Origin of the sequence: uncultured Ellagibacter sp. (assembly GCF_934617235.1) — a bacterium.
Lineage (GTDB): Bacteria > Actinomycetota > Coriobacteriia > Coriobacteriales > Eggerthellaceae > Ellagibacter.
Map to the genome: position 1 here is coordinate 1 of NZ_CAKTTZ010000041.1, position 20,454 is coordinate 20,454.

Here is a 20,454-nt window from a genome sequence, read left to right on the forward strand (position 1 = left end):
CCCTGGCTGCGCTGCATAAGGCCAACCGCACGGGCAAGGGCGAGAGCATCGACATGGCCATGTACGAGACGCTGCTCGCCATCGGCCAGTACTACCTGGTCGACTACTTGAACGAGGGCATCCTCTGGCCGCGCCCCGGCGCTCGCAACCAGAACCTCTGCGGCATCGGCGAGTACAAGTGCAACGACGGCTTTTTGGGTGTGTGCCTCTACGGCGTCGACCAGAACAAGTACTTCCTCGAGACCATCGGTCTGGGTCATCTGTGGGGCACCGAAGACATCCCCGAGGACACTTCGGGCCTGTGGCTGTCCAACCCGCACGCACAGGAGATCGAGGCTGCGTTCGAGGCCTACTGCCTGGCTCACTCCAAGTACGAAATCGAGGCGGACTTCGCGGCTCACCGCATCGCTGCCCAGGTCGTCATGGAGTTCGAGGACCTCGTGAAGGAAGAGCACCTCAAGCTTCGCGACAACTTCATGGACTGGGAGACCGAGGACGGCAAGACCTTCAAGGGCCTGGGCGTATTCCCGAAGTTCCAGCAGACCCCCGGCCAGGTGTGGCGCCCGATGCCCAAGCAGGGCGGCGACACCGTCGACGTGCTCAGCAAGCTCGGCTACACGGCAGAGCAGATCGCAGCGCTCAACGAGAGCGGCGTCGTGAAGGTTGCCGAATAGCGGCTTAAACCGGCTTCAAGGCAAGCTCCCGCACCTTTCGCGGGCTGACTCCGAAAGGCTGCCGGCCCGCACGGGAGCTTTGCATTCTTCAGGGTCTCACGCGCCCCCTGAAGAATGCATGTACCTAAGAATATGGCGCGTCACAGGAGCATCATCAAGGGAGAGGGAGAGGGACATGGTCGACATCGTTGGCGGCGAGACGCTCGCAAGCCTGTGGGATAAACTCGCACGCAAGTGCGGCGAAAAGGACTTCTTCATCTTCCAGGGGCGCGATGGCGGCGTGGAGACATTCACCTACCGCCAGTTCAACGAGAAGATCAACCAGACCGCGAACATGTTCTTGCGAGAAGGCGTCGCCTTCGGCGAACGCGTCGCGGTGCAGATGCACACCTGCCCCGAATTCCTCATGTGCCTGTTCGGACTGGCGAAGATCGGCGCCGTCACGGTTCCCATGAACGAGCAGTACCTGCAGGCTGAATGCGAGTACGCGCTCGACATGTGCGAAATCGAGCGCGCCGTGGTGGAACCCTGCTATGTGGAGCTCTACGATCAGATCTGCGCCGACGGCAGGCTGCCGAAGGGAATCTCTGTTGCCCGTACGCTCGATCCGCAGGAAACTTGCGGCCATCGCATCTTCTCCGAGCTTGTGGACGCGGAGAGCACCGAGCTCGCCGAGCAGCGCGCGCTCACGCCCGACGATGTGTGCGAGATCCTGTTCACGAGCGGCACGACCTCCAACCCCAAAGGCGTTCTGCTCACCCACGGGAACATGGTCTATTCGGGCTACTACGGCGACTGGGAAACCTCGATGACCGCAAGCGACCGCATGCTCACGACCATGCCCGCCTGCCATTCGAACTTCCAGCTCGCGGCCCTGACCCCGGTACTCACCGCCAGGGCAACGATGATCGTCGTCGAGAAGTACAGCGCCTCGCGGTTCTGGAGCCAGGTTCGCGAATACCGCGCGACGCTCGCGCAGTGCGTCGCGATGATGCTGCGCACCCTTATGCTGCAACCCACAGACCCCGCCGAGCGCGATCATTCCCTGCGCGACATGCTCTACTTCCTCCCCGTTTCCGCACGTGAGAAGAAAGCCTTCGAGGAGCGCTTCGGCGTGCGCATCTTAAACACGTACGGCTCGACGGAATCGATCGGATGGGTCCTCACCGACCCGCCGACAGGCGAGCGCAAGTGGCCCTCCATAGGACGGGTGGGGCTCGGCTACGAGGCCAAGATCATCGACGAGAACGGCAACGAGCTGCCCGCCAACCGCGTGGGCGAGATCTGCGTGAAGGGCGTCCCCGGCCGCTCGCTCATGCTCGGCTACGTCGGCAACGAGAAGGCTACCGCCGAGGCGCTCACAAGCGACGGCTGGCTGCACATGGGCGACAAGGGTTACTACGACGAGGAGGGCTGGTTCTTCTTCGTCGACCGCAAGAGCAACATGATCAAGCGCGCTGGCGAGAACATCTCGACGACCGAGATCGAGGAGATCCTCACCGAGCATCCCGCTGTCAAGGAAGCCGCCGTCATCGGCGTGCCCGACGACATCCGCGACGAGGCCGTCAAGGCGTTCATCCTGCCCGAAGACGGTGCGCGCATCGACGAGGAGGAGATCGTCGAGTACTGCCGCAACAACATGGCGGCGTTCAAGGTCCCCTCGTTTATCGAGGTGGTCGATGATTTCCCGCGCACGTGCAGCATGAAGATAGAGAAGCGCCTTTTGAGATAACCACGGTAAGCAGGAAGGAGCGGCACCAATGGACGGCACGAGCAGAAAAATGCAAAAGGCGAAGTCGTCGGATGAGGTGTCGTCGAAGGCTGCGGGCCTCATCGAGTGCGCCCGGGACAACGCCAAGCGCACCCTCGATGAAGCCGCCATGACGCCGTTTCTGCGCGAGATCACGCTGGTCTCGAGCGGAGGCGCTTTCCTCGACGGCTACGTGCTCTCGCTTATCGGCGTCGCGTTGACGCAGATCACAACGCATATGAGCCTGACGACCCACTGGACCGCCCTCATCGGTGCGTCGGTGCTGCTCGGCATTCTCGTCGGCAGCATCGTGGGCGGTTACTTGACCGACCTCATCGGGCGCAAGAAGATGTTCGTCGCAGACATCATCGCCATCGCCTTGTTCTCGGCCTTAAGCACGACCGACACCACGCCGCTTCTGCTTGTGGTGTACCGCTTCTTCATCGGCGTTTTCGTGGGCGCCGACTACCCCATCGCGACTTCGCTCATCACCGAGTTCACCCCCAAGCACCACCGCGCGATATCCATGGGAATGGTCTCGGCGGCATGGTATCTGGGCGCCACCGTGGCCGCGGTCGTCGGCTTCGCGCTATGCGACGTCGATGGCGGATGGCGGCTTATGCTCGGCTCCGCCATCGTCCCCTGCGTCTTTTTGCTGATCGGCAGGTGCAAAGTCCCCGAGTCGCCCCTGTGGCTGAAGAGCAAGGGGCGCCATGAGGAGGCGCGCCGCGTGGTGTTCCGCGTGTACGGCGCCGATGTCATCCTCGAAGACGAGGAGGAAGAGCCCAAGAGGAAGGCCGGCTTCGCGGAGGTATTCTCGAAGGGTTACGCCGCGCGCATCGTGTTCCTGGGAATCCTTACGTTGTGCCAGGTCGTTCCCATGTATGCCATCTACACGTTCGGCCCGCAGATCATGACCGCCTTCGGCCTTGGCGTCGGGAAGAGCGCAATCTTGGGCGAGAGCGTCTTGAGCCTGTTCTTCCTGGTGGGATCCCTGCCCGCCATGTTCTGGCTGAACTCCATGGGAAGACGCCCGCTTCTCATTCGCTCGCTGTTCCTTATGGCCGCAGGCCTGCTCGTGTTAGGCCTGTTCCCCACCGCCCCGCTGCCGGTGATCATCTGCGCGTTCGGCCTGTACGCCTTCTTCAGCGGCGGACCGGGCATCCTGCAGTGGCTCTACCCCAACGAGCTGTTCCCCACCGAGGTGAGGGCGACCGCCGTCGGCCTGGCTATCGGCATCTCCCGCGTCGGCACCATCGCCGCCACGTACGCCACGCCGATCTTCCTCGCAAGTTTCGGCATCGGCCCCACTATGCTCGTGGCGGCCGGGCTCGTGATCTTAGGGCTGGTGCTGTCGATTTTCATGGCGCCCGAGACCGCAGGAAAATCCCTCGGCGAAACAAGCTCGCTGTAAGGCGGGACAAATCGCCCGGCCCCTGTCCCACTCGATGAGAGGGGAGCTCCCGCTTTGTGGGCCGTTTGCCTTAGGGGAACGCTGATTAACTGAGGTTTCGCCCTCCCGAAGCGCTCCGCCTCCGATAAGCATCAAGGGGGAAGCACTCAAATAGTCCGTTAAAACCATCGTTGCAAAACGGCAAACAACCGACCCGCATTCAGCGCACGGGCTTCACCTCTTGAACGCCTATGTTCTTTCCTCCGCACTCATTGCAAACGTCTCGGCTTTCGCCTGGTTGGATTAAATGGCCGCAGTCGAGGCAAACAAATCTATCGATTGGAATTGCAAGCAGCTGTTCATCGCATTTACCGCAATGGTTGCAGACGTAGCACTTTTCCATGAGCAACTCCTCTAACCGCGCTCCCTGCCATCCGTCATCGAGATGGAGCCGGGAGGAAGCGGCGGAATCCAGCCGCACGTCGGACACGGGGCAGCCGTATCTCGGATCGGAGTCGAGCATTTGGGGCACCTTATGACCTTTGACTCCTTATCGTTGGTGCAGCTTCCGCAATTTCGACAGGGATAGCACATCTAGCATCCCGATTTGACAAGCGATGTGTCGGCAAGCCAATTCAACGCGACCATGCGCTTCGCAGACCTCTCGACGACGGGATACTTCCCGCTCGCCTTCAAGTCTTCGACGGAGCAAGCGCCGTTGCCGAAGACCTCCCTGCATGCATACGCGAGATCGTCGTCGGAGAGAGCCATCCCCCTTCCGTCGAAGAGGGCCTCGAGCGCAAACCCCTGCCTTAGATTCTCTCCGGATTTTATGAGCATCTGAACGCTAAGCTCCTCCTCGTTCATTCCGTTTTCCTCGTAATAGTCGTCGATGGACTGCCCTTTCTCGGAAAGCTCCTTTTCCAGGCGTCTCATAAGGCCATCTCGAGACGCCTGGAAAAGCTCGTCGGGAATCTTCCCCTCGATTCTCTTGGCAAGTTCGATGTTGGCGAGCCGGGCATGAGTATCGCGATTGGCATGGGCTATTTCCGACCCCAACATCTCCGCAACGCCCGCGCGAAATTCTTCCACCGTCGACGCCTTCTCGATGTTCGCGTCAACCCACTCGTCCGTAAGCAAAGGGACATGTTTCGTCAGTTGAGCAACAACCGTCACCGTCGCCGTGTACATATCGACGTCGCTGTCGGAAATCGCGCGGTCCCGTCTAACGCCGTAATCGAACGTCTTCGTCTCCCCGACGCCCATGCCAAGCAGCTTTTCCACGAACGTGTCCGGCATCGACCCGTCGGCGAGCTCGAGAATCATGCCCTTGCCGGTAAGCCTCGGCACGGTCTTGCCATTCAGCATCGTCGCGACATCGATTCTGACGCAATCGCCCAGCACGATCGGATGCGCCTCTCCGATCGCGTATTCCGCATGGCACTCCAGCAGCGACGCGATCCTCCCGTCGATCAGCTCGTCGGAGAGAACGAGGTCCTCCGTCTCGATTTCGACGGGATCGTAAGACGAAAGGGAGACACGAGGCCTCTCGATAACGGAGAGGTCGAAATAATAGGTCTTATCCGGGTCGGGATATTCCAGCACATGCACGCGAGGAGTGAGCTCGGGGACGATGCCGAGCGCCTTCATGGCCTCGCCAGAGGCCATGTTGACCACGAAATCCCGCCTCAGCTCCTTGTACGACTCTGCCGTCATGGTCTTCATCGCCGCCTCGTCGATCTCGCCCCATGAAGCATCCGCCCCAGCCCCCTTGTGCGCGCCGACGACCTCGTAGAATTCGCCCAAGACAGCCTCCACCGTTTCCGGAGCGAGGGCGATGCAAACCTTAATCATCCCGGTTTCCTCGTTGTCCGTGCGCATCAACTGCTCGAATTCCATCTCATTTCCCCTTTCGTGCCAGCAAGTGCCCCAAACGGTCTTATCGAATCGCGTCCATTATTCGCGATACATCTTCCACTTTTTCCAGATCGCCAATCATGTCGATCACCTCGTCGACCTCGCCAACGTTCATTCTCTTCTTGCCGAAAGAGGCGCAATCCCTGAACTTGCCCGCTAGATCGCTCCACTTCATCCTATTCCTTGGGTGTCCGTACACGACGTCGACGCGCTTGTCGTACACCGCCCCGTCGTCTGTCTCGACGAGAACGCGCCCGGGCAGCATCGTCTTCGAGAGGGAGCTCTTCAGGCTTTCGTCGTATTCGGGGAACGTGATGCTGCACAATCTCTTGAGAACAGGGTCGGATAGGGAGCTCTTGCCGAAATCCCCGATTTCGACTTTCCGGTAGGCAAGCGCCTGCGCGACCGTGAACGGCAAGCTCAGCTTCGCCTCGGGAATCGTCTGCGGGTTGCGGCGCAGGTCGAGAGGGTCGAGGCAGCGCTTGGTCTCGTCTTCGGCATAGTACAGGGTGATTCGCGAGATGCTGCGGGGGTCGACGTGCTCCTTTTGAGCGATTTGCAGTGCCGCGTCGACATGCGAGTTCGTGAACCGGCAACACGGCCACGGCTTGATCGAGACACCCTCCCCCTCGAACCTATCCCCAAGGCCGTCGAACGCAGATTCGTCGAAGACGCCTGCGTAGTACATGTTGAAAAACCCCGCTTTCCCCTCGAACGTCTCCTTGAGACCGGGAACACCGTTTCTCGCCAGAAGAGCCGACAGGACGCCCGTCATGTTCGGGTACATCGCGTAGAGCCCCCGCAGCGCCCCCGGCTCGATGACGAGCTCCTTCGATCCGCCCGCCCGACCGTAGGCGATGCCGAGCGCGTTCTCCACTTGCCCCTTCGTCAAGCCGAGGATGGCCGATGCGGCGACCGTGGCCGAGAACGTGCCCAGAAGCACCGGCAGCATCCACAGCAGTCTGCCGTTCTCCTCGGGGTTCGAAACCGCGAACCCGAGTCGGCACATCACGTCGTTCCCGAGGGAAACCGCCCTGATCAGATCCCTGCCGGAAGCGTTGGCGAACTCCCCTACCGTAAGAGCCGCCGGGACGACCGAGGCGGAGGGGTGGACGAAAGCGTCGTCGTGGGCGTCGTCGTAGTCGATGCTGTGGGCCAACGCCCCGTTCGCCATCGCCGCGAGGACGGGGTTGCTTTTTTTGCCGAACCCGATAACGGAGCACCGCTCCGCCCCGCCCAGATCTTCGAGGAGGCCGACGACGTCCCCCACTCCCTCGCCGGCCCCGCTTCCCGCGATCATGACCCCGATGGTGTCCAGTATCGCCATCTTCGATGCGAGCACGGTCTCCTCGGAAAGGTCATCGAAGGTCGTGGTTGAGACGACTCCGGCTATGCGTCCACTCAAATCCATGTCTCATCCTTCTCTCCAGGCAATCTGCCAGCGCAACGCGCGGAAACCGTCAAAGCGAAGCGGCGACCGCGCTTCCTTTTAGATAGGCCGCATGAAGAATGTCGGGGGAGTCCGATTCCCCCGATGCCTGGCAGCCACGTCCTTCATGCAGCTTATCCAGCGAAGAAAGGGCGAAAGCGGCGACGGAATGCGGGGCCCGTTCGAGAGCAGCGCCGCGCAAGCGCCTTGCGGAATCGCCCCTTCCAAATCTTCCCGCCCACGCCCCGTTAGGGGCGTGGGCGGTTTTTCCGCTTAAGCGGAAGGGGGTTTGGGCGCGCTCGGCGCCGCGGGCGCGGGCGCCTTGGGCGCGGAAGGAGCAGACGGGGCGCTGGGGCCGCCGGGCGCCCCGGGGCCGCCGGGCATCCCCCCGATCGGAGGCGCGGAGGGGAGCTTCGCCCCGCATTTATCGCACACCTCGTTGACGAAGTCATTGGTTGCACCGCATTGCGGGCACGTTTTTTCCATGCTGATCGCTGCTGGTCTGAAACACATAGTCTTTTCCTTTCGAGAAGGGCGACGGGGCGCTTCGTCCATGCCCCATCGCCTGGTGGAACATTGCCGGAAGCATCGCGGCTTATGCCTGCGCCTCGGCTTCCTTAAGTTTTTTCTCCGCTTCGCGCTCGGCCAGATCGGCGGAGATCTGCTCCATCTTCTTGGGCGTCAACCGATAGCCGAAGAAGAAGGCGACAAACGCGATGCCGAAGCAGACGGCGGGGATGAGGCAGATGATGGTGATCATGCCCTGCGCAAGCTCGGGGGTCGCCTCCATGCCGGACACGAAGCCGATCGAGGCGAGGCCGAATCCCGTCAAGACGCCGGCGACCGCGTTGGCGATCTTCGGGCACCACTGGAAGGTCGACATGATGAACGCCTTGGCGGTCTTGCCGTCGCGCCACTCGCCGTATGCGATGGCGTTCGACTGCATGCCCATCATGGTGCCGTTCATGAAGTTCATGCCAAAGAAGATGCCGCAGATGCAGACGATGAAGGTCATCATCCCGGATGCGCCGATGAGCAGGCACGCGAGCGCGAACACGAAGGAGATCCCGATGCCCGCCAAGTAGGTGATGCGGATGCCGAGCTTTCGGGCGATGGGCTCGGAGATGAACGTCGCCACGAGGCCGGTGATGTTGCATGCGGTGAGCATGACGGCGGTCATCTTCACGTCGCCGAAGGCGTAGGCGAACACGTACATGGCCATGCTCATGATGGTCATCTGGGCGATGAAGCGGATGATCTCCGAGAACAGGCCGATAACCGCCGGCAGATTCGTGATCCAGTACTTGATCATCTCGCCGATATTGGCCTTTTCCCCGGCGTCGATGGGCGGAACCTTCTCGCCGCGCTTCTTGGCGGCCGCGCGCTCTTCGCAGGTCTTCTGGGTCGGGTCCATACCGTCGATGCGCTTGTACATGACGAAGAACATCGCGATCATGAAGACGCCGAAGATGATGGCGAGGACGGTGAAGCCCGCAGGGCCCGCGTTCTGCGCGTTCTCGCCCGCGGGAACGCTGTACACGAGGCCGTTGATCGCAAGGATAGCAGGCAGGGAAACGGCGGCGAACAGCACCTTCACGAGCATGTTGCCCTGAGCCTTGCGCTGGGAAAGCAGCGTGCGGTCGGCCTCGGTCCTGCTGATTACCGGCACGATGGACGTGGCGGCGATCATGAAGAAGCTCGAGAAGAAGCCGCCGACGATCTGGAAACCGATCATCCAGACGGTCTTCGCACCCTGGTCGAGGAAGAACGGGTCGACGAAGGTCATGAGCAGGCAGACGAACGTGATGGGCGGGGCGATCAAAAGCCAGCTGCGGTACTGGCCGTGGCGGAGCCAAACACGCTCGATGATGATGGCGGCAATGATCACGAAGAACCATTCCCCAACGCCGGTGATGCCCTTCACGGTGCCCATGACGGTCGGCTCGAGACCGCATACCTCGGTCAGGAAGTACGACCAGTAATTGCTGTTCATCTGGTTGAAAGCCGTCCAGGTGAGCATGCCGAGGCCGTAAATCAGACCCAGTGCCTGCGTCACGTTGTTCTGGATGGCGCCAACGACCTTATCCCCTAATTCTGAAGCTTTCTCGCTCATAGAAACCCCCTAACGTTTGTCTTTAGAACCCGCGGCGCCCCCCTCTGCGAGGCGCCGCGGGAAGAGCGATTATTGGACCGAGAAGAGGACCATGCGAGGCTTGGTGACCTTCTTCGCGAGCTCCTCGACGGGTCCGAACTCCATGGCAAGGGACTGGCAGTGATGCACGCAGGCGGGAACCTTGCCGGCGTCGATGCGCTCCTGGCAGAGGTCGCAGCGCTGCGTAGGCATGGGAAGGAAGTCCCATTCCCACTTCTTCGCCCCGTCGAGTTTCCAAGGGCCGATTTCGGCGAGCTTGATGCCGAACTCGCCTTCCCCGAGGTTCTTCTCGACCTTACAGGCAACTTCGCACGCGTGGCAGCCCGTGCAGAACTCGTAGTCAATCAAAAGACCGTGCTGCGTCATGACGATCTCCTTTCTGTGATGCGGTGGGTTTAGCGGTTCCGGTGCGCTTCGTACATCTTCTCGAATTCGGCGCCGTAGCCTTCGGGAGCGGGATAGACCTTGCACAGCTGGGTCTTGTACGAAGACCCGTAGCCGCTCGGGCCGAAGTCGCCCTGGACCGTGCAGCAGTTGATGTTCGACTCCCACAGACCGTACAGGGAAGGCTCTTCCGCGGGGCGCTCAGGGAACCACCAGCCGTGCTCGGCGCTGACGACGCCCTTCATCATGGTGTCGGTCACGTGAGCCACCTCGATAGCCTTGCCGTGGGAGTTCTCGATGACGGCCCAATCGCCTTCCTTGATGCCCGCAGCCTCCGCGTCTGCCGGGTTGATGGCGAACATGGGCCACTTGTGGAACTCTCGCATCGTGTGAAGCTGACGATGCTCGGAGTGGAAGTACTCCCAGCAGCGGCGTCCGGTCGTGAGCACGAGCGGGTACTCAGCCGCAAGCTCCGGGGTGTTGACCGGGCTCTCGGGCGGCTCCTTGAAGTACGGCAGCGGGTCCATGCCGACGTTGTTGTACATGTTGCAGAAGAACTCGACGCGACCGGAGAGCGTGTTGAATCCCGGGCCGCCGTCGAAGCGCAGCTTGCCGGTCTTGTACTTGTAGTACTCGAACTCGGGATAGACGATGACCTTCTCGCGCAGCTCGCTGAATGTGATCTGGATGGGCACGGTCGCCATGTTGTTGGTGCAGAACTCGAGCATCTCGGGAACGTCGTCCCAGTAGAACAGGTCGGGGTTCATCTTCTTGCCGAGCTCGAGCATCATCTGCTCGTCGCCGACGGCGTCGCCGGTCTGCGTGACCTTCACGATGGAGCGAAGCGGAGTGTACCATCCGCGAACGCCGTTGCGCTCGCAGCCCATGGCCATGGGGATGAACAGGTCTCCGATCGCCATGGCCGTCGGGGTCATGAACAGGTCGCATACCACGACATGGTCCATCTCCTTGTACACGTCGTACACGCGGCGCGCCTGGCCCGCCATGTTGGTGAAGGCGGTCGTGGAGCACATGAAGAGCATCTTCACTGGATACGGCTTGCCCGTTTCGGCGGCATCGAGGATCGCCTCGGGGATGGCATGGCCGCCCTTGCCGACCGCGTTCATGAGGCCCCAGTTCCCGTCGTCGCCCAAACGGCCCTCGCGGACGTTGGGGAGGCTCTTCGCGATGTTCTCGCGAATGTCGGACTGCACGTAGCCGAAGTTGATGCCGACGAAGCCGCCGGGGTTGTCGATGTTGCCGGTCATGGCCTGGAGGCAGACGACGGCGTGGGCGGTGCCGTTCGCCCATTTGTTCTGGTCGAAGGCGACGCCCCACTGGAGCGTGGTGACGCCCGCGGTGCCGATGAGGCGCGCCGCCGCGTAAATCTCCTCAGGGGTGCACCAGCAGATCTCCGCAGCCCTCTCCGGCGTCCATTCGGCCACTCGCTGCTTGTACTCGTCGAAGCCGTAGCACCAGTAATCGACGAACTCCTTGTCGTAGAGCTCTTCCTCGATCATCACGTGGCCGATGGCGAGTGCAAGCGCTGCATCGGTGCCGGGGCGGACCTGGATGTACTGCTCCGCATGAGCGGAAAGCCAGGTCACCTGCGGGTCGACGACGAACAGCTTAGAGCCACGGCGCATACAGTCGATGATCCAGTGGCCGTAGAAGCCGTCGGCGTTCGCTCGGAGCGGGTTATTGCCCCAGATGAGGAAAAGGTCGGGGCGACGATACTCGGGGTGGTCGAAGCGAGCTTCGTTGAGCTGGCCGCAGTCGGCGATGAAGGTGTCGCCGAGAACCGCGTTCATGCCCTGCATGCGCGGGGTGTAGCAGCAGTTGCCGGCGAGAAGGCCGCAGTTGTCGTTCGGCGTGCCGAACGCGCCCTGGCCTAGGACGTTGCTCTGCCACGTGGCGTTGCGGCCCGTGCCTGCGCCGGTGCAGATGGATTTGGCGCCGTACTTCTCGGTCGTGTCCTTCACCATCTCAATGCACAGCTCGTAGGCTTCGTCCATGGTGATCTCGACCCACTTGTCCTTGCCGCGATCCTCCTTCGCGCGCTTCATGGGGTGGACGATGCGGTCGGGGTGGTAGACCGCCTCGACCATCGCCAGGCAGCGCATGCAAAGGCGCCCGTCGGTGACGGGGGAGTTCGGGTCGCCCTCCACCTTCACGAGCTTGCCGTCCTTGTCGGTGTAGAACAAGATGCTGCATCCCTGATGGCAGCCGGGAGCGGACCACTGGCACGAACGCGTAACCGTCAAATCGCCTTCCTGGTACTGCCAATCTTTCTTGTAGATCTTAGGATCGAAGCACTCTCTCATGCGTTTCTCCTCTCTTCGTGAACTCTCGTCTAGCCGCTTACTTGACTCGCTCGCCTTGCTTCTGGGCGCGGGCCCAGACGCCGAGCATGATGAGGTTGTCGTTGGAAACGACGTTGTCCGCGCCGACCTTGTGGTACGTCATGCGCGTCTGGAGCTCGGCCGGATCGCGAAATTCGTGACGGATGTAGAGCTCACCGTCCAGCAGGTACGCCTCCTTGGTCTCCATCGCGTCAAGCGTCGGCGCGTACTTGTCGAGCAATTCCTGGTCTGCCATCTCGATCTCCTCTCTTTTCTTTCCCAATGCTTCAGATCGGCTCTCGCCGATCGGCATTCCCGATAAAGATGCACGCGCCGCGCTTGCAACCGCCAACGCGGTGCGCACGGCGTAAAGTATCCGTTCCGCGCGCTTCCAGCGCATCTGTTGATGGGTATTAAGTACCGTTCACCACGTTTGAGCAGGCGATTCACGTCTCATTCAAAATCAGATGCGACGCAAAGTATTACCATCGCCCCAGCTGTTTCCGGGGAGCGTCAGTCATCTAGCTCGTCGAGCGCCTCGAGGCCTTCCTCGTCTTCGCGTGCGGTGCTCTTCTGCCGCCGCGTCAACGTGCTCAGCCCTTCGATGAGCATAAGCGCGATGTAGCCGACTCCCGCGATGAGCAGGGCTTGATTCGGCGCCGTGGCTCCGAACACGATTTCCTGAAGGCCGTTGATGACGATGGGCGATAGAGTCGCACCCAGGGAGATGAACGAGACCGTCACAGATATCGCGATCGTGACGAGGGACTTTTCGACCGTCTTCGACACATAGAAGATGGTGCTGATCTGCTGGATGCCCAAGCCGACGCCGAAAAGCACGCCGCCGAGCGCGATGACTTCGAGTGACGGGCCGAAGGACGCCACGAGCATCCCCGACGCCAGAAAGAAGAAACCGGTTGTGAGGGTGAAGCGCCCGAGCTTCTTCGAGATGCCCCCGTAGAGGATGCCCAGCAGGAACGAGACGACGCTCACGGTGAACGAGATCTTCGAGACGTCAGCCGTCGTGCCGAGTCCCCGGCTCTTCACCAGCATGGCGATGTTCGTGTTGAAAACGTAAAGGAACATCATCGCGAAAAAGAACAGCGCGAGCAGGTAGACCATGCGAGGGCGGAACAACGCCTTCACGCCATCGAGCTTCGATTCCCTGCTGACAAGCTTTTTCTCCAATTCGCCAGCGGGGAAGAGGACTTGCGTGAGGATGAAGATAGGAATCACACCAAGGTAGACGAGAAACGCGTTGCCCCAGTGCGCAAGCGCAAGGTATCCAACGCACAGCGCGACGAGGGCGTCGCCGATGAAATTGAAGGACTGCTTGAACCCCAAAGCCTTTCCGCGCTGCTCGTCGCTCCATGTCTGGCAGATGAACGCGTTCGCCATCGGGTGGAGGAGGCCCTGGCCGACCCCAACGCATACGCAGCACGCGAACATCGCGTAAATCGTCGGGTTCCGAAAAACAACGGGGATCGTCCCCCCGATGAAGATGACGCAAAGCGCGAACTGAGCGATCCTCTTCTTCCTGATATACGCCGATAAGAAGCCAGCAAGTAACGTCCCCGGGATGCTCGCCATAGGCGGGATCGATATGATCAGCTGAATCGTCGTTACCGACACATCAGGATACGCGTCGGTCAACACGCCGAGAATCGACGAAAACGATTGGAAAACGCTATCGTATAGCGCGAATCCGCAAATAGGAATAAGGAAGAGGGCGTGCTCAAGCTTAAAGTAATCCCTTATCCCCTGAAAAAGCCTCCGCATCTCAGCCATCCCCTCCTGGCTTCCGCTCCGACCGCCTTGCCGTGATTTACCGTCCTTGCAAATACCCGAGCGAAGAGCAACCTTTTCGCCGGCCTAAACCAATCAAAGCTTCCAGGAAAAATGATGCCGAGGGCAGCGCCGTTTGTCTTGCAACCGACAGGATTAAATCGATTGATTCTCTAAGAAGCACCAGGAGAAGAAGCGGAGAACGCGCGATGCCTGATATAATGCGCTAAGCACAAAGCAAATATCTTCATGAAAAAATCGGGGGTTTTGCGCAAAATTAGGGGTTCTGACCTATCTTGCGTCAGAAAAAACCGGACAGCCGCACCATGCGCTGCTCGAATGGGGGGGATTCTGTATGGCGGAGAGTATTACCGGCTCCGAAACCATCGTTGAGAGCAGCCTGATTGGTCCAACGATGGGGACGATTGGCTACGGTTGCTCAATGGCCTCTGTCCTTATTTCAGCATATAGCCCCCTCTTGGCCGCACCCGAGATCAGTTCGCCAGTCACGCATGGCATAACGCATGCTCTGATGTTCTTGGCGATGGCGTGCACGTTCTTCTGCCTGTATCGCTTCGCGCGGGAGGATTGCGACAGGTTTGTGTGCTCTAAACACCTTCAAATCGTTTCCCTCGCCATGCAGCTCGTCCTGCCAATCATCGCCCTGTTAGATAACTTGAGCAGCTTCACCGTGCCAATCCCCATCAGTGTCATTGCCTGGCTCTGCTTCGGCACGGCGAGCGCTTTCTTCGCCTGTGCCTGGACAACCGCTCAAAACGCGATTAAGGAAGAGTGCATTCGCTCGGTAAACTTCTTGTCCTTCTGCATCGCCGCCTGTATCTCTTTGTGCGTTCTCTGCATGCCTTCGATCGCTGGCATAACCACCCTCATCGTCCTATGCATTATACAGTTTTCCCTGCTCATGTGCGCACCCCACAAAGGCGGCGCAGTGCTAGATCGTGACGGATCGGAGTGGTTCGCGAAGAGCGGATTCAAAAAAAGCGGCTCTTACGTGATGTTCGTCAACGGGATGATGCTGGGCGTATTTGCCGGTCTGCTGGTCGCCCGTGTCAGCAAGTACGCCCTTCCACCAGCCGCCATCGGCATATCGTTCATCGCGATCGCTATTATCTTCCACGTCGTAACGAAAAAAGCTCCTTTTCTTCTTTCGCTTGGTCAAGCCCAACTTATCTCCCTTCCAATCATTATTTGCGGCGTTATAGCGATTGGATTTCTTGATGCACCCTGGAATACCGCAGCTGCGCTCGGCCTTTTTGTCGTCCTCTATCTTTTCGACTACGCCAACACGTCTGTTCTTTCGCTTCGGGGCAGATTGCTATCCATATCTCCTTGCTATTGCTTCTCTCGCGGCCGTCTGTTCATCATCGCTGGTCAAGCAGCAGGATGGCTCGTCGGCGCAGTTTTAGCTGGATCCGGCCGAGGCGGTCTCCCCATCGTCTCGTTCGTTCTAGTTGGCCTTGTCTGCCTCTATATATCGACAACAGCAATCGGACCGCAGGAAGGTCATGTCGACAATAGCGAAGAAATGGACAGGGGTGGCGCTGTCCCCATGCAATGCTCTGAGCCGACCCCCCTCCCGCAAGAAGAGCGAGTGACGCAAGCAAGGCCCTATAAAAACAAATGCATCCAGGCAGCAAAACGGTTCGATCTCACTCCGCGCGAAGGAGAAATACTCGTCTTTCTTGCAAAAGGACGCAATGCCAAGTACATCGCCGATCAGCTTATCGTTGCGGAGCGGACCGTGAAGACCCATACATACCATATTTATCAGAAGATGGGAATTCATTCCCAACAAGAATTGATCGATATCGTCGAGGCCGAGCCGAACATCGAAACCGAAGGTCCCGCCGCCTAGCAAATAGGATCGTCGCATCATGCCTGGAGCCCCTGGCTCAAGCTCCAAGCATGATTTGCTCGCGACACACTTCCTCAAGCCAAGCAACAGCATAGGCGAACGTCGCCCAAAGCGCCCCAACACATTGGGGCGCTTTGTTATTTGTCGCGTTGCAAGAACCGGAATGAGGCGGGTCGCTTCGCAGACGGGCGATTCGCAGACGCACGGCATCGCGTCGCCGACGGCGAGCGCATGCACCCAGACGAGGAGCGAAGCCACATCGCGGAACAACACGCAAGCCGCTAATACTCTGGGTCATAAATCAGCTCGGCAGAGCGATGCGACCCTACGACTCCTTGAAAATAATGCCCCTTCATACTTCTTGGCAGATGACTCAAAACCGCGCAAAGAGAACAATGAAGGCGTCGGAATCGCCGAATCGAGTTTCCGACCTGAGGGCCGCCCGCGAAAAAAGAGTCGCCGGTCGGAACCTCTGCCACAAGGGGGAGAAATACAAGAGAGGAGAAGCAGGATGAGTGAACTGACTCGAGTTAGCGAAACGCCGCGCGTCACCGAGCTTGAAGATGGCACGCTCGTGTATCGGACGGCTCAATGGTCTCCGCCGGGCTGCCATGGCGTCGGCTGCGGTTTAAGGGCCTTCGTCAAGGATGGGAAGCTGATTAAAGTTGAGGGCGACCCCGATCAGCCGATCACAAACGGGCGACTTTGCGTTCGTTGCCTTTCGCTTCCCGAATACATCTACCACAAGGATCGCCTTCTGTATCCCATGAAGCGCGACCGTAAGTTCCGCGGCCAGGGCGACAAATGGGAGCGCATCAGCTGGGACGAGGCATACGACATCATCGTGGAGAAGTACCACGAGCTGACCGAGAAATACGGCCCCGACACGGTATCCGTCTGGACGGGTACCGGCCGCGAGGCGAGCGCATACCAATTCCAAACCTGCAACCAGGTGTTCCACAGCCGCACGGCGATCCACGCCAACGGCGGCTGGTCATGCGTCATCCCGCGCCAGACCGCGATGGATTGGCTGCTCGGCTGCGCGTACGTGGAGTACGACGGCGCCTTCGGCTTTAAGAATCGCTACGATGACCCGCGCTACGAACTGCCGAAGTACATGCTCGTCTGGGGACGCAACCCCCTGTGGTCCAACCCCGACGGCCTGTTCGGCCACAGCGTAATCGACATGATGAAGCGCGGGACGAAGCTCATCGTCGTCGACCCGCGCGCGAGCTGGCTCGCCATGCACGCGGAATATCATTTCCAGATCCGCCCCGGCACCGACGCTGCCTTGGCGATGGCCCTCAACGACGTCATCATCGAGGAGGATCTCTACGACCATGAGTTCGTCGACAGGTGGACGTATGGGTTCAACGAATACGCCGAGCGATGCAAGACAATGACGCCTGAGATGGCCGCCGACATCTGCGGCGTTTCGGCAGACGAGATTCGCGCAGCCGCGAGATGCCTCGCCCAGAAGCCCTGCACCGCATCCGTAGGCCTCAAGACCGACCAGAGCCCCAACACTCTGCAGATCTGCCACGCCGTTTGGGGAATCTTCGCGATTTGCGGGAACCTCGACAACCCGGGAGGCGTGAAACTCGGGCAGACCATGCTCAACGGCGGATCCACCGGCCGCAAGGGCGTCGGCATGCAGGTCAACGAGGAGGACACCAACCCTATCCCCATTGCCGGCCACGATCAGTATCCCGCAATGGACTTCATCATTAACACGACGCAGCCGGACTGCACGCTCGACACGCTGCGCACGAACATCCCCTACCCCATCGAGTTCCTGTTCATCCAGAGCTCCAACTTCATCTCTTCCTGCATCACCCAACAGCCGATGCAGTGGCTGGAAGCTTGCCGCCACAAGGAATTCGTGTGCGCGACCGACATCTTCATGAACCCGACCATTCAAGCCCTTGCTGATGTCGTGCTCCCCGTCTCCACATCGCTCGAGCACGAGGGCATCGTCACCTTCCATGGCTGCAACCAACCCGGCCAGTTCCACGCCCTCACGAAGGTCCTCGAGCCCTTGGGCGAATGCAAGTCCGATCTCCAGATCATGCTCGACCTCGACCACCGCATCAACCCCGACCGCACCGAGGACCTCGAGAAGTGGTCCAGCGAACACGGTTACCTTGACAATAAGATTCAGAGCATCCCCTATACGGAAAACCCTGAGACCGGCGAGGCCATGACTTACGAAACGCTGAGGGAGTGGGTTTACGGCCGTTACGAGATTCCGTACTACCAGTACGAGAAGGGCCTGCTGCGAGCAGATGGGAAACCCGGCTTCAAATCGCCGACCGGCCGCGTCGAGCTCTGGAGCACCGTCAAGAACCATCTCGGCGAAGATCCGCTGCCCTACTATGAGGAGCCCCGTTTCTCCAAGCGCTCCCGCCCCGAATGGGCGGAGAAATACCCGCTTGAGTTCGTGACCGGCGCGCGCCGCGCGACCTCTTTCCACACCGAGCACCGCATGATCGACTCCTTGCGCGAAATTCGCAAATACGCGACCGTTGAGATTAACCCGACCACCGCGGAGAGATACGGCATCCATCAAGGCGATTGGGTGAAGATCGAAAACCCGTGGGGCGCATGCGAGATGGTTGCGGACGTCACGCCCATCGTCAAGGAGGACGTCATCGGCTGCGACCACGGCTGGTGGTATCCCGAGGAGAAGAATTCCGAGCTCTTCGGCGTCTGGAAGTCGAACATCAACGAACTCATGCCTTGGAAGGAAATAGGCAAACTCGGCCTCGGCTCCCATTACGGCGCCCTGCCCTGCAAGATTTCCCGCGCCGAAGGCTAGCCCGTAACTTTACGAAAGGAGGCTCAACTATGGCAACTTACGGATTGATGATCGACAACGAGTACTGCACTGGATGCCATTCTTGCGAGATCGCATGCAGGAACGAGCTTGGACTGCCCATGGGGCAATGGGGCATCAAACTGCTCGAGCTTGGCCCATGGAAAAAGCTCGATGGCAAATGGGAGACGAAGTTCGTCCCCGTCCCAACCAGCTACTGCACCCTTTGCGATGAGCGCGTCGCCAATGGAGGCGTCCCCTCCTGTGCGCTTCATTGCCTCGCGAACGTCATCGAGTATGGAACGCTTGAGGAACTCGCAGTCAAGATGGAGGAAAAGGGCAGCAAGTGCTCCGTCTTCCTGCCCTAAGCCCCTTGAATCCCCTTTAGCGGCATGTTAACCCTTTCCTCTTGCTGACTGCCGCATCCCCGCCAAGAACGACCCCGATTCTTCCCTCCAAGGTTTCGGGGTCGTTCGCCTTCCGGAAAGAAGGAGAGTCCATGGATGGCGAAAAGCTATGGACCGCGAAATTCATGCAGCTTCTCCTCATCGAATCGGTGCTGCAGTTCGGCATGTACCTCACGCGCCCCATCATCTCGAGCTACGCGATCTCCCTTGGCGCCTCGATGGCCCTTGCCGGATTTCTTGCCGGCATGCTCGCCACCGCCGCTTTAGCCATCCGGCCTATCAGCGGGGCGGTCTCCGACAAGCTCAGCAAGCGCTCTCTGCTCGTTGTCTCCTGCGGGCTGTTCGCAGCCTCAGCCCTCGGTTGCGCCTTGTGCCGCTCCATTGAGCTTCTGGGGCTCTTCCTTGCGCTGCAAGGCTTCGCCTTCGCGTTCAAGTCAACCGTAGTCGTTTCGCTCGCGTCCCTCGTCGTCCCGAAAAAGCGAGTCGGCGCAGGCGTCGGGCTTCTCGGGCTTGCGTACACCGTGTCCTGCGCGATAGGGCCCGCTGTAGGGTCGGCTATAGGGAAGGCATTCGGGTATTCGGCCGTGTTCGCAGCCTCCTGCGCGCTCCTCTCCCTCGGCTTCGCGCTCGCCCTTTTGTTCCGTGCTCCCCATAAAACGCAAGCGCCTCGCACGAAAAGCTCAGTCAAGTCAATCGGCAACGATGCAGCAATCGGGCACATCGAGAAAGGCCCTCGCAAAATGCCCGACGCCTCCCGGACGGCTAGCAAGTATCTTTATCTCCCCGCTCTCCCCCTATCGGTTATCGCAGGCTTTCTTATGGTCGCCCAGGGCGTCACGTCATCGTTCATCCTAGTAGTGGGCGAAATACGGGGCATCGAGGGTGCGCCGCTTTACTTCCTCCTCTACTCCCTCGCGACTCTAGTCGCCCGCCCTCTGGCCGGCAAGGCAAGCGATGCACTCGGGGTTGAAGCAGTTGCGACTCCGATGATAATCGTGGCCGGAATCGGGATGATAGCGGCGGCATTCATCGACTCATTTTCGGGAATCGCGATTGCCGGCGTCTCCATGGGGGTCGGGCAAGGTTCCGCTTATTGCGCCATTCAAGCCGAGTCGGTTCGCGGAGTGCCGGAAAACCAGCTGGGAAGAGCCGCCAACACGTTCTACATCGGGCCCGATTTGTGCATGGGCTTGGGGCCTGTAGCCGGCGGCCTGGTCTTTCAAACGGCAGGACCAACCGCCATGTTCGTCTTCAACACAATCTCTGTCTTTACGGCACTGCTTCTTTTCGTTGCATACGCGCAAAGCAATCGTTGCTCCTGCAAGCCGGCGAATCATGAGCGATCCTAGGGCCAGGCACCATATAATCGTAACAGCAGGTGATTTCTTCTTTTCGCCAGACAGATTCATCGAAAGGTCGTTTGCCGGGACAAAGGCGAGAACACCGGAATTAACCCCATTACAGTTTGAGGTAAGCCACCGATGAACTTCGGTGGCGAGCATTCGGCGCATTGCCTACGATACGGGCAAG

General features: G+C 59.9%; 14 protein-coding genes. 7 read left to right on the top strand and 7 right to left on the bottom strand.

The annotated features are described in order from the left end of the window. From Q0G85_RS08185 to Q0G85_RS08195, 3 genes are all read left to right on the top strand, one after another. Positions 1 to 674, top strand: a 674-nt coding sequence (locus Q0G85_RS08185) for a CoA transferase (protein WP_297156527.1), incomplete at its 5' end; no start/stop codon positions are given. Between the two features lie 175 nt (positions 675 to 849). Continuing rightward, a complete protein-coding gene (caiC, locus tag Q0G85_RS08190; protein WP_297156530.1) occupies positions 850 to 2,406 on the top strand; it encodes a crotonobetaine/carnitine-CoA ligase in 1,557 nt (518 codons plus the stop codon). Between the two features lie 148 nt (positions 2,407 to 2,554). Next, positions 2,555 to 3,838: an MFS transporter gene (locus Q0G85_RS08195; protein WP_367116882.1), complete on the top strand. Its 1,284-nt coding sequence runs from the start codon at positions 2,555 to 2,557 to the stop codon at positions 3,836 to 3,838. Positions 3,839 to 4,411: 573 nt separating this feature from the next. On the opposite strand, the gene Q0G85_RS08200 is transcribed toward Q0G85_RS08195, so the two are convergent. The 7 genes from Q0G85_RS08200 to Q0G85_RS08230 form a co-directional block, all read right to left on the bottom strand. Then, positions 4,412 to 5,716, bottom strand: coding sequence for a hypothetical protein (locus tag Q0G85_RS08200; RefSeq protein ID WP_297156536.1), 1,305 nt, complete (start codon positions 5,714 to 5,716; stop codon positions 4,412 to 4,414). Between the two features lie 40 nt (positions 5,717 to 5,756). Next, positions 5,757 to 7,145 carry an MmgE/PrpD family protein gene (locus Q0G85_RS08205; RefSeq protein ID WP_297156539.1) on the bottom strand — a complete coding sequence of 463 codons (1,389 nt, stop codon included), beginning with the start codon at positions 7,143 to 7,145 and terminating at the stop codon, positions 5,757 to 5,759. A 613-nt stretch (positions 7,146 to 7,758) separates the two neighbouring features. After that, a complete protein-coding gene (locus Q0G85_RS08210) occupies positions 7,759 to 9,276 on the bottom strand; it encodes an MFS transporter (protein WP_297156542.1) in 1,518 nt (505 codons plus the stop codon). 69 nt (positions 9,277 to 9,345) lie between these two features. Beyond that, the gene (locus tag Q0G85_RS08215; protein ID WP_297156544.1) at positions 9,346 to 9,681 is read right to left on the bottom strand and encodes a 4Fe-4S dicluster domain-containing protein; all 336 of its coding nucleotides are present in this window, start codon (positions 9,679 to 9,681) and stop codon (positions 9,346 to 9,348) included. 29 nt (positions 9,682 to 9,710) lie between these two features. Beyond that, positions 9,711 to 12,023, bottom strand: a complete 2,313-nt coding sequence (locus Q0G85_RS08220; protein WP_297156547.1) for a molybdopterin-dependent oxidoreductase — start codon at positions 12,021 to 12,023, stop codon at positions 9,711 to 9,713. A gap of 37 nt (positions 12,024 to 12,060) precedes the next feature. Then, positions 12,061 to 12,297, bottom strand: a complete 237-nt coding sequence (locus tag Q0G85_RS08225) for a hypothetical protein (RefSeq protein WP_297156550.1) — start codon at positions 12,295 to 12,297, stop codon at positions 12,061 to 12,063. Positions 12,298 to 12,554: 257 nt separating this feature from the next. Further along, on the bottom strand, positions 12,555 to 13,820 hold the full coding sequence (locus Q0G85_RS08230) for an MFS transporter (protein ID WP_297156553.1): 1,266 nt from the start codon (positions 13,818 to 13,820) through the stop codon (positions 12,555 to 12,557). 361 nt (positions 13,821 to 14,181) lie between these two features. Here Q0G85_RS08230 and Q0G85_RS08235 point away from each other — a divergent pair, with 361 nt between their 5' ends. The 4 genes from Q0G85_RS08235 to Q0G85_RS08250 all read left to right on the top strand — a co-directional run bounded on the left by Q0G85_RS08235 (position 14,182) and on the right by Q0G85_RS08250 (position 20,273). Further along, positions 14,182 to 15,702: a response regulator transcription factor gene (locus Q0G85_RS08235; protein WP_297156556.1), complete on the top strand. Its 1,521-nt coding sequence runs from the start codon at positions 14,182 to 14,184 to the stop codon at positions 15,700 to 15,702. Between the two features lie 511 nt (positions 15,703 to 16,213). Next, positions 16,214 to 18,520, top strand: a complete 2,307-nt coding sequence (locus tag Q0G85_RS08240; protein ID WP_297156559.1) for a molybdopterin-dependent oxidoreductase — start codon at positions 16,214 to 16,216, stop codon at positions 18,518 to 18,520. Positions 18,521 to 18,549: 29 nt separating this feature from the next. After that, on the top strand, positions 18,550 to 18,885 hold the full coding sequence (locus tag Q0G85_RS08245; protein ID WP_297156562.1) for an oxidoreductase: 336 nt from the start codon (positions 18,550 to 18,552) through the stop codon (positions 18,883 to 18,885). A 131-nt stretch (positions 18,886 to 19,016) separates the two neighbouring features. After that, complete coding sequence (locus Q0G85_RS08250) at positions 19,017 to 20,273, top strand: MFS transporter (protein WP_297156565.1); 1,257 nt, start codon at positions 19,017 to 19,019, stop codon at positions 20,271 to 20,273. Positions 20,274 to 20,454 lie beyond the last annotated feature (181 nt).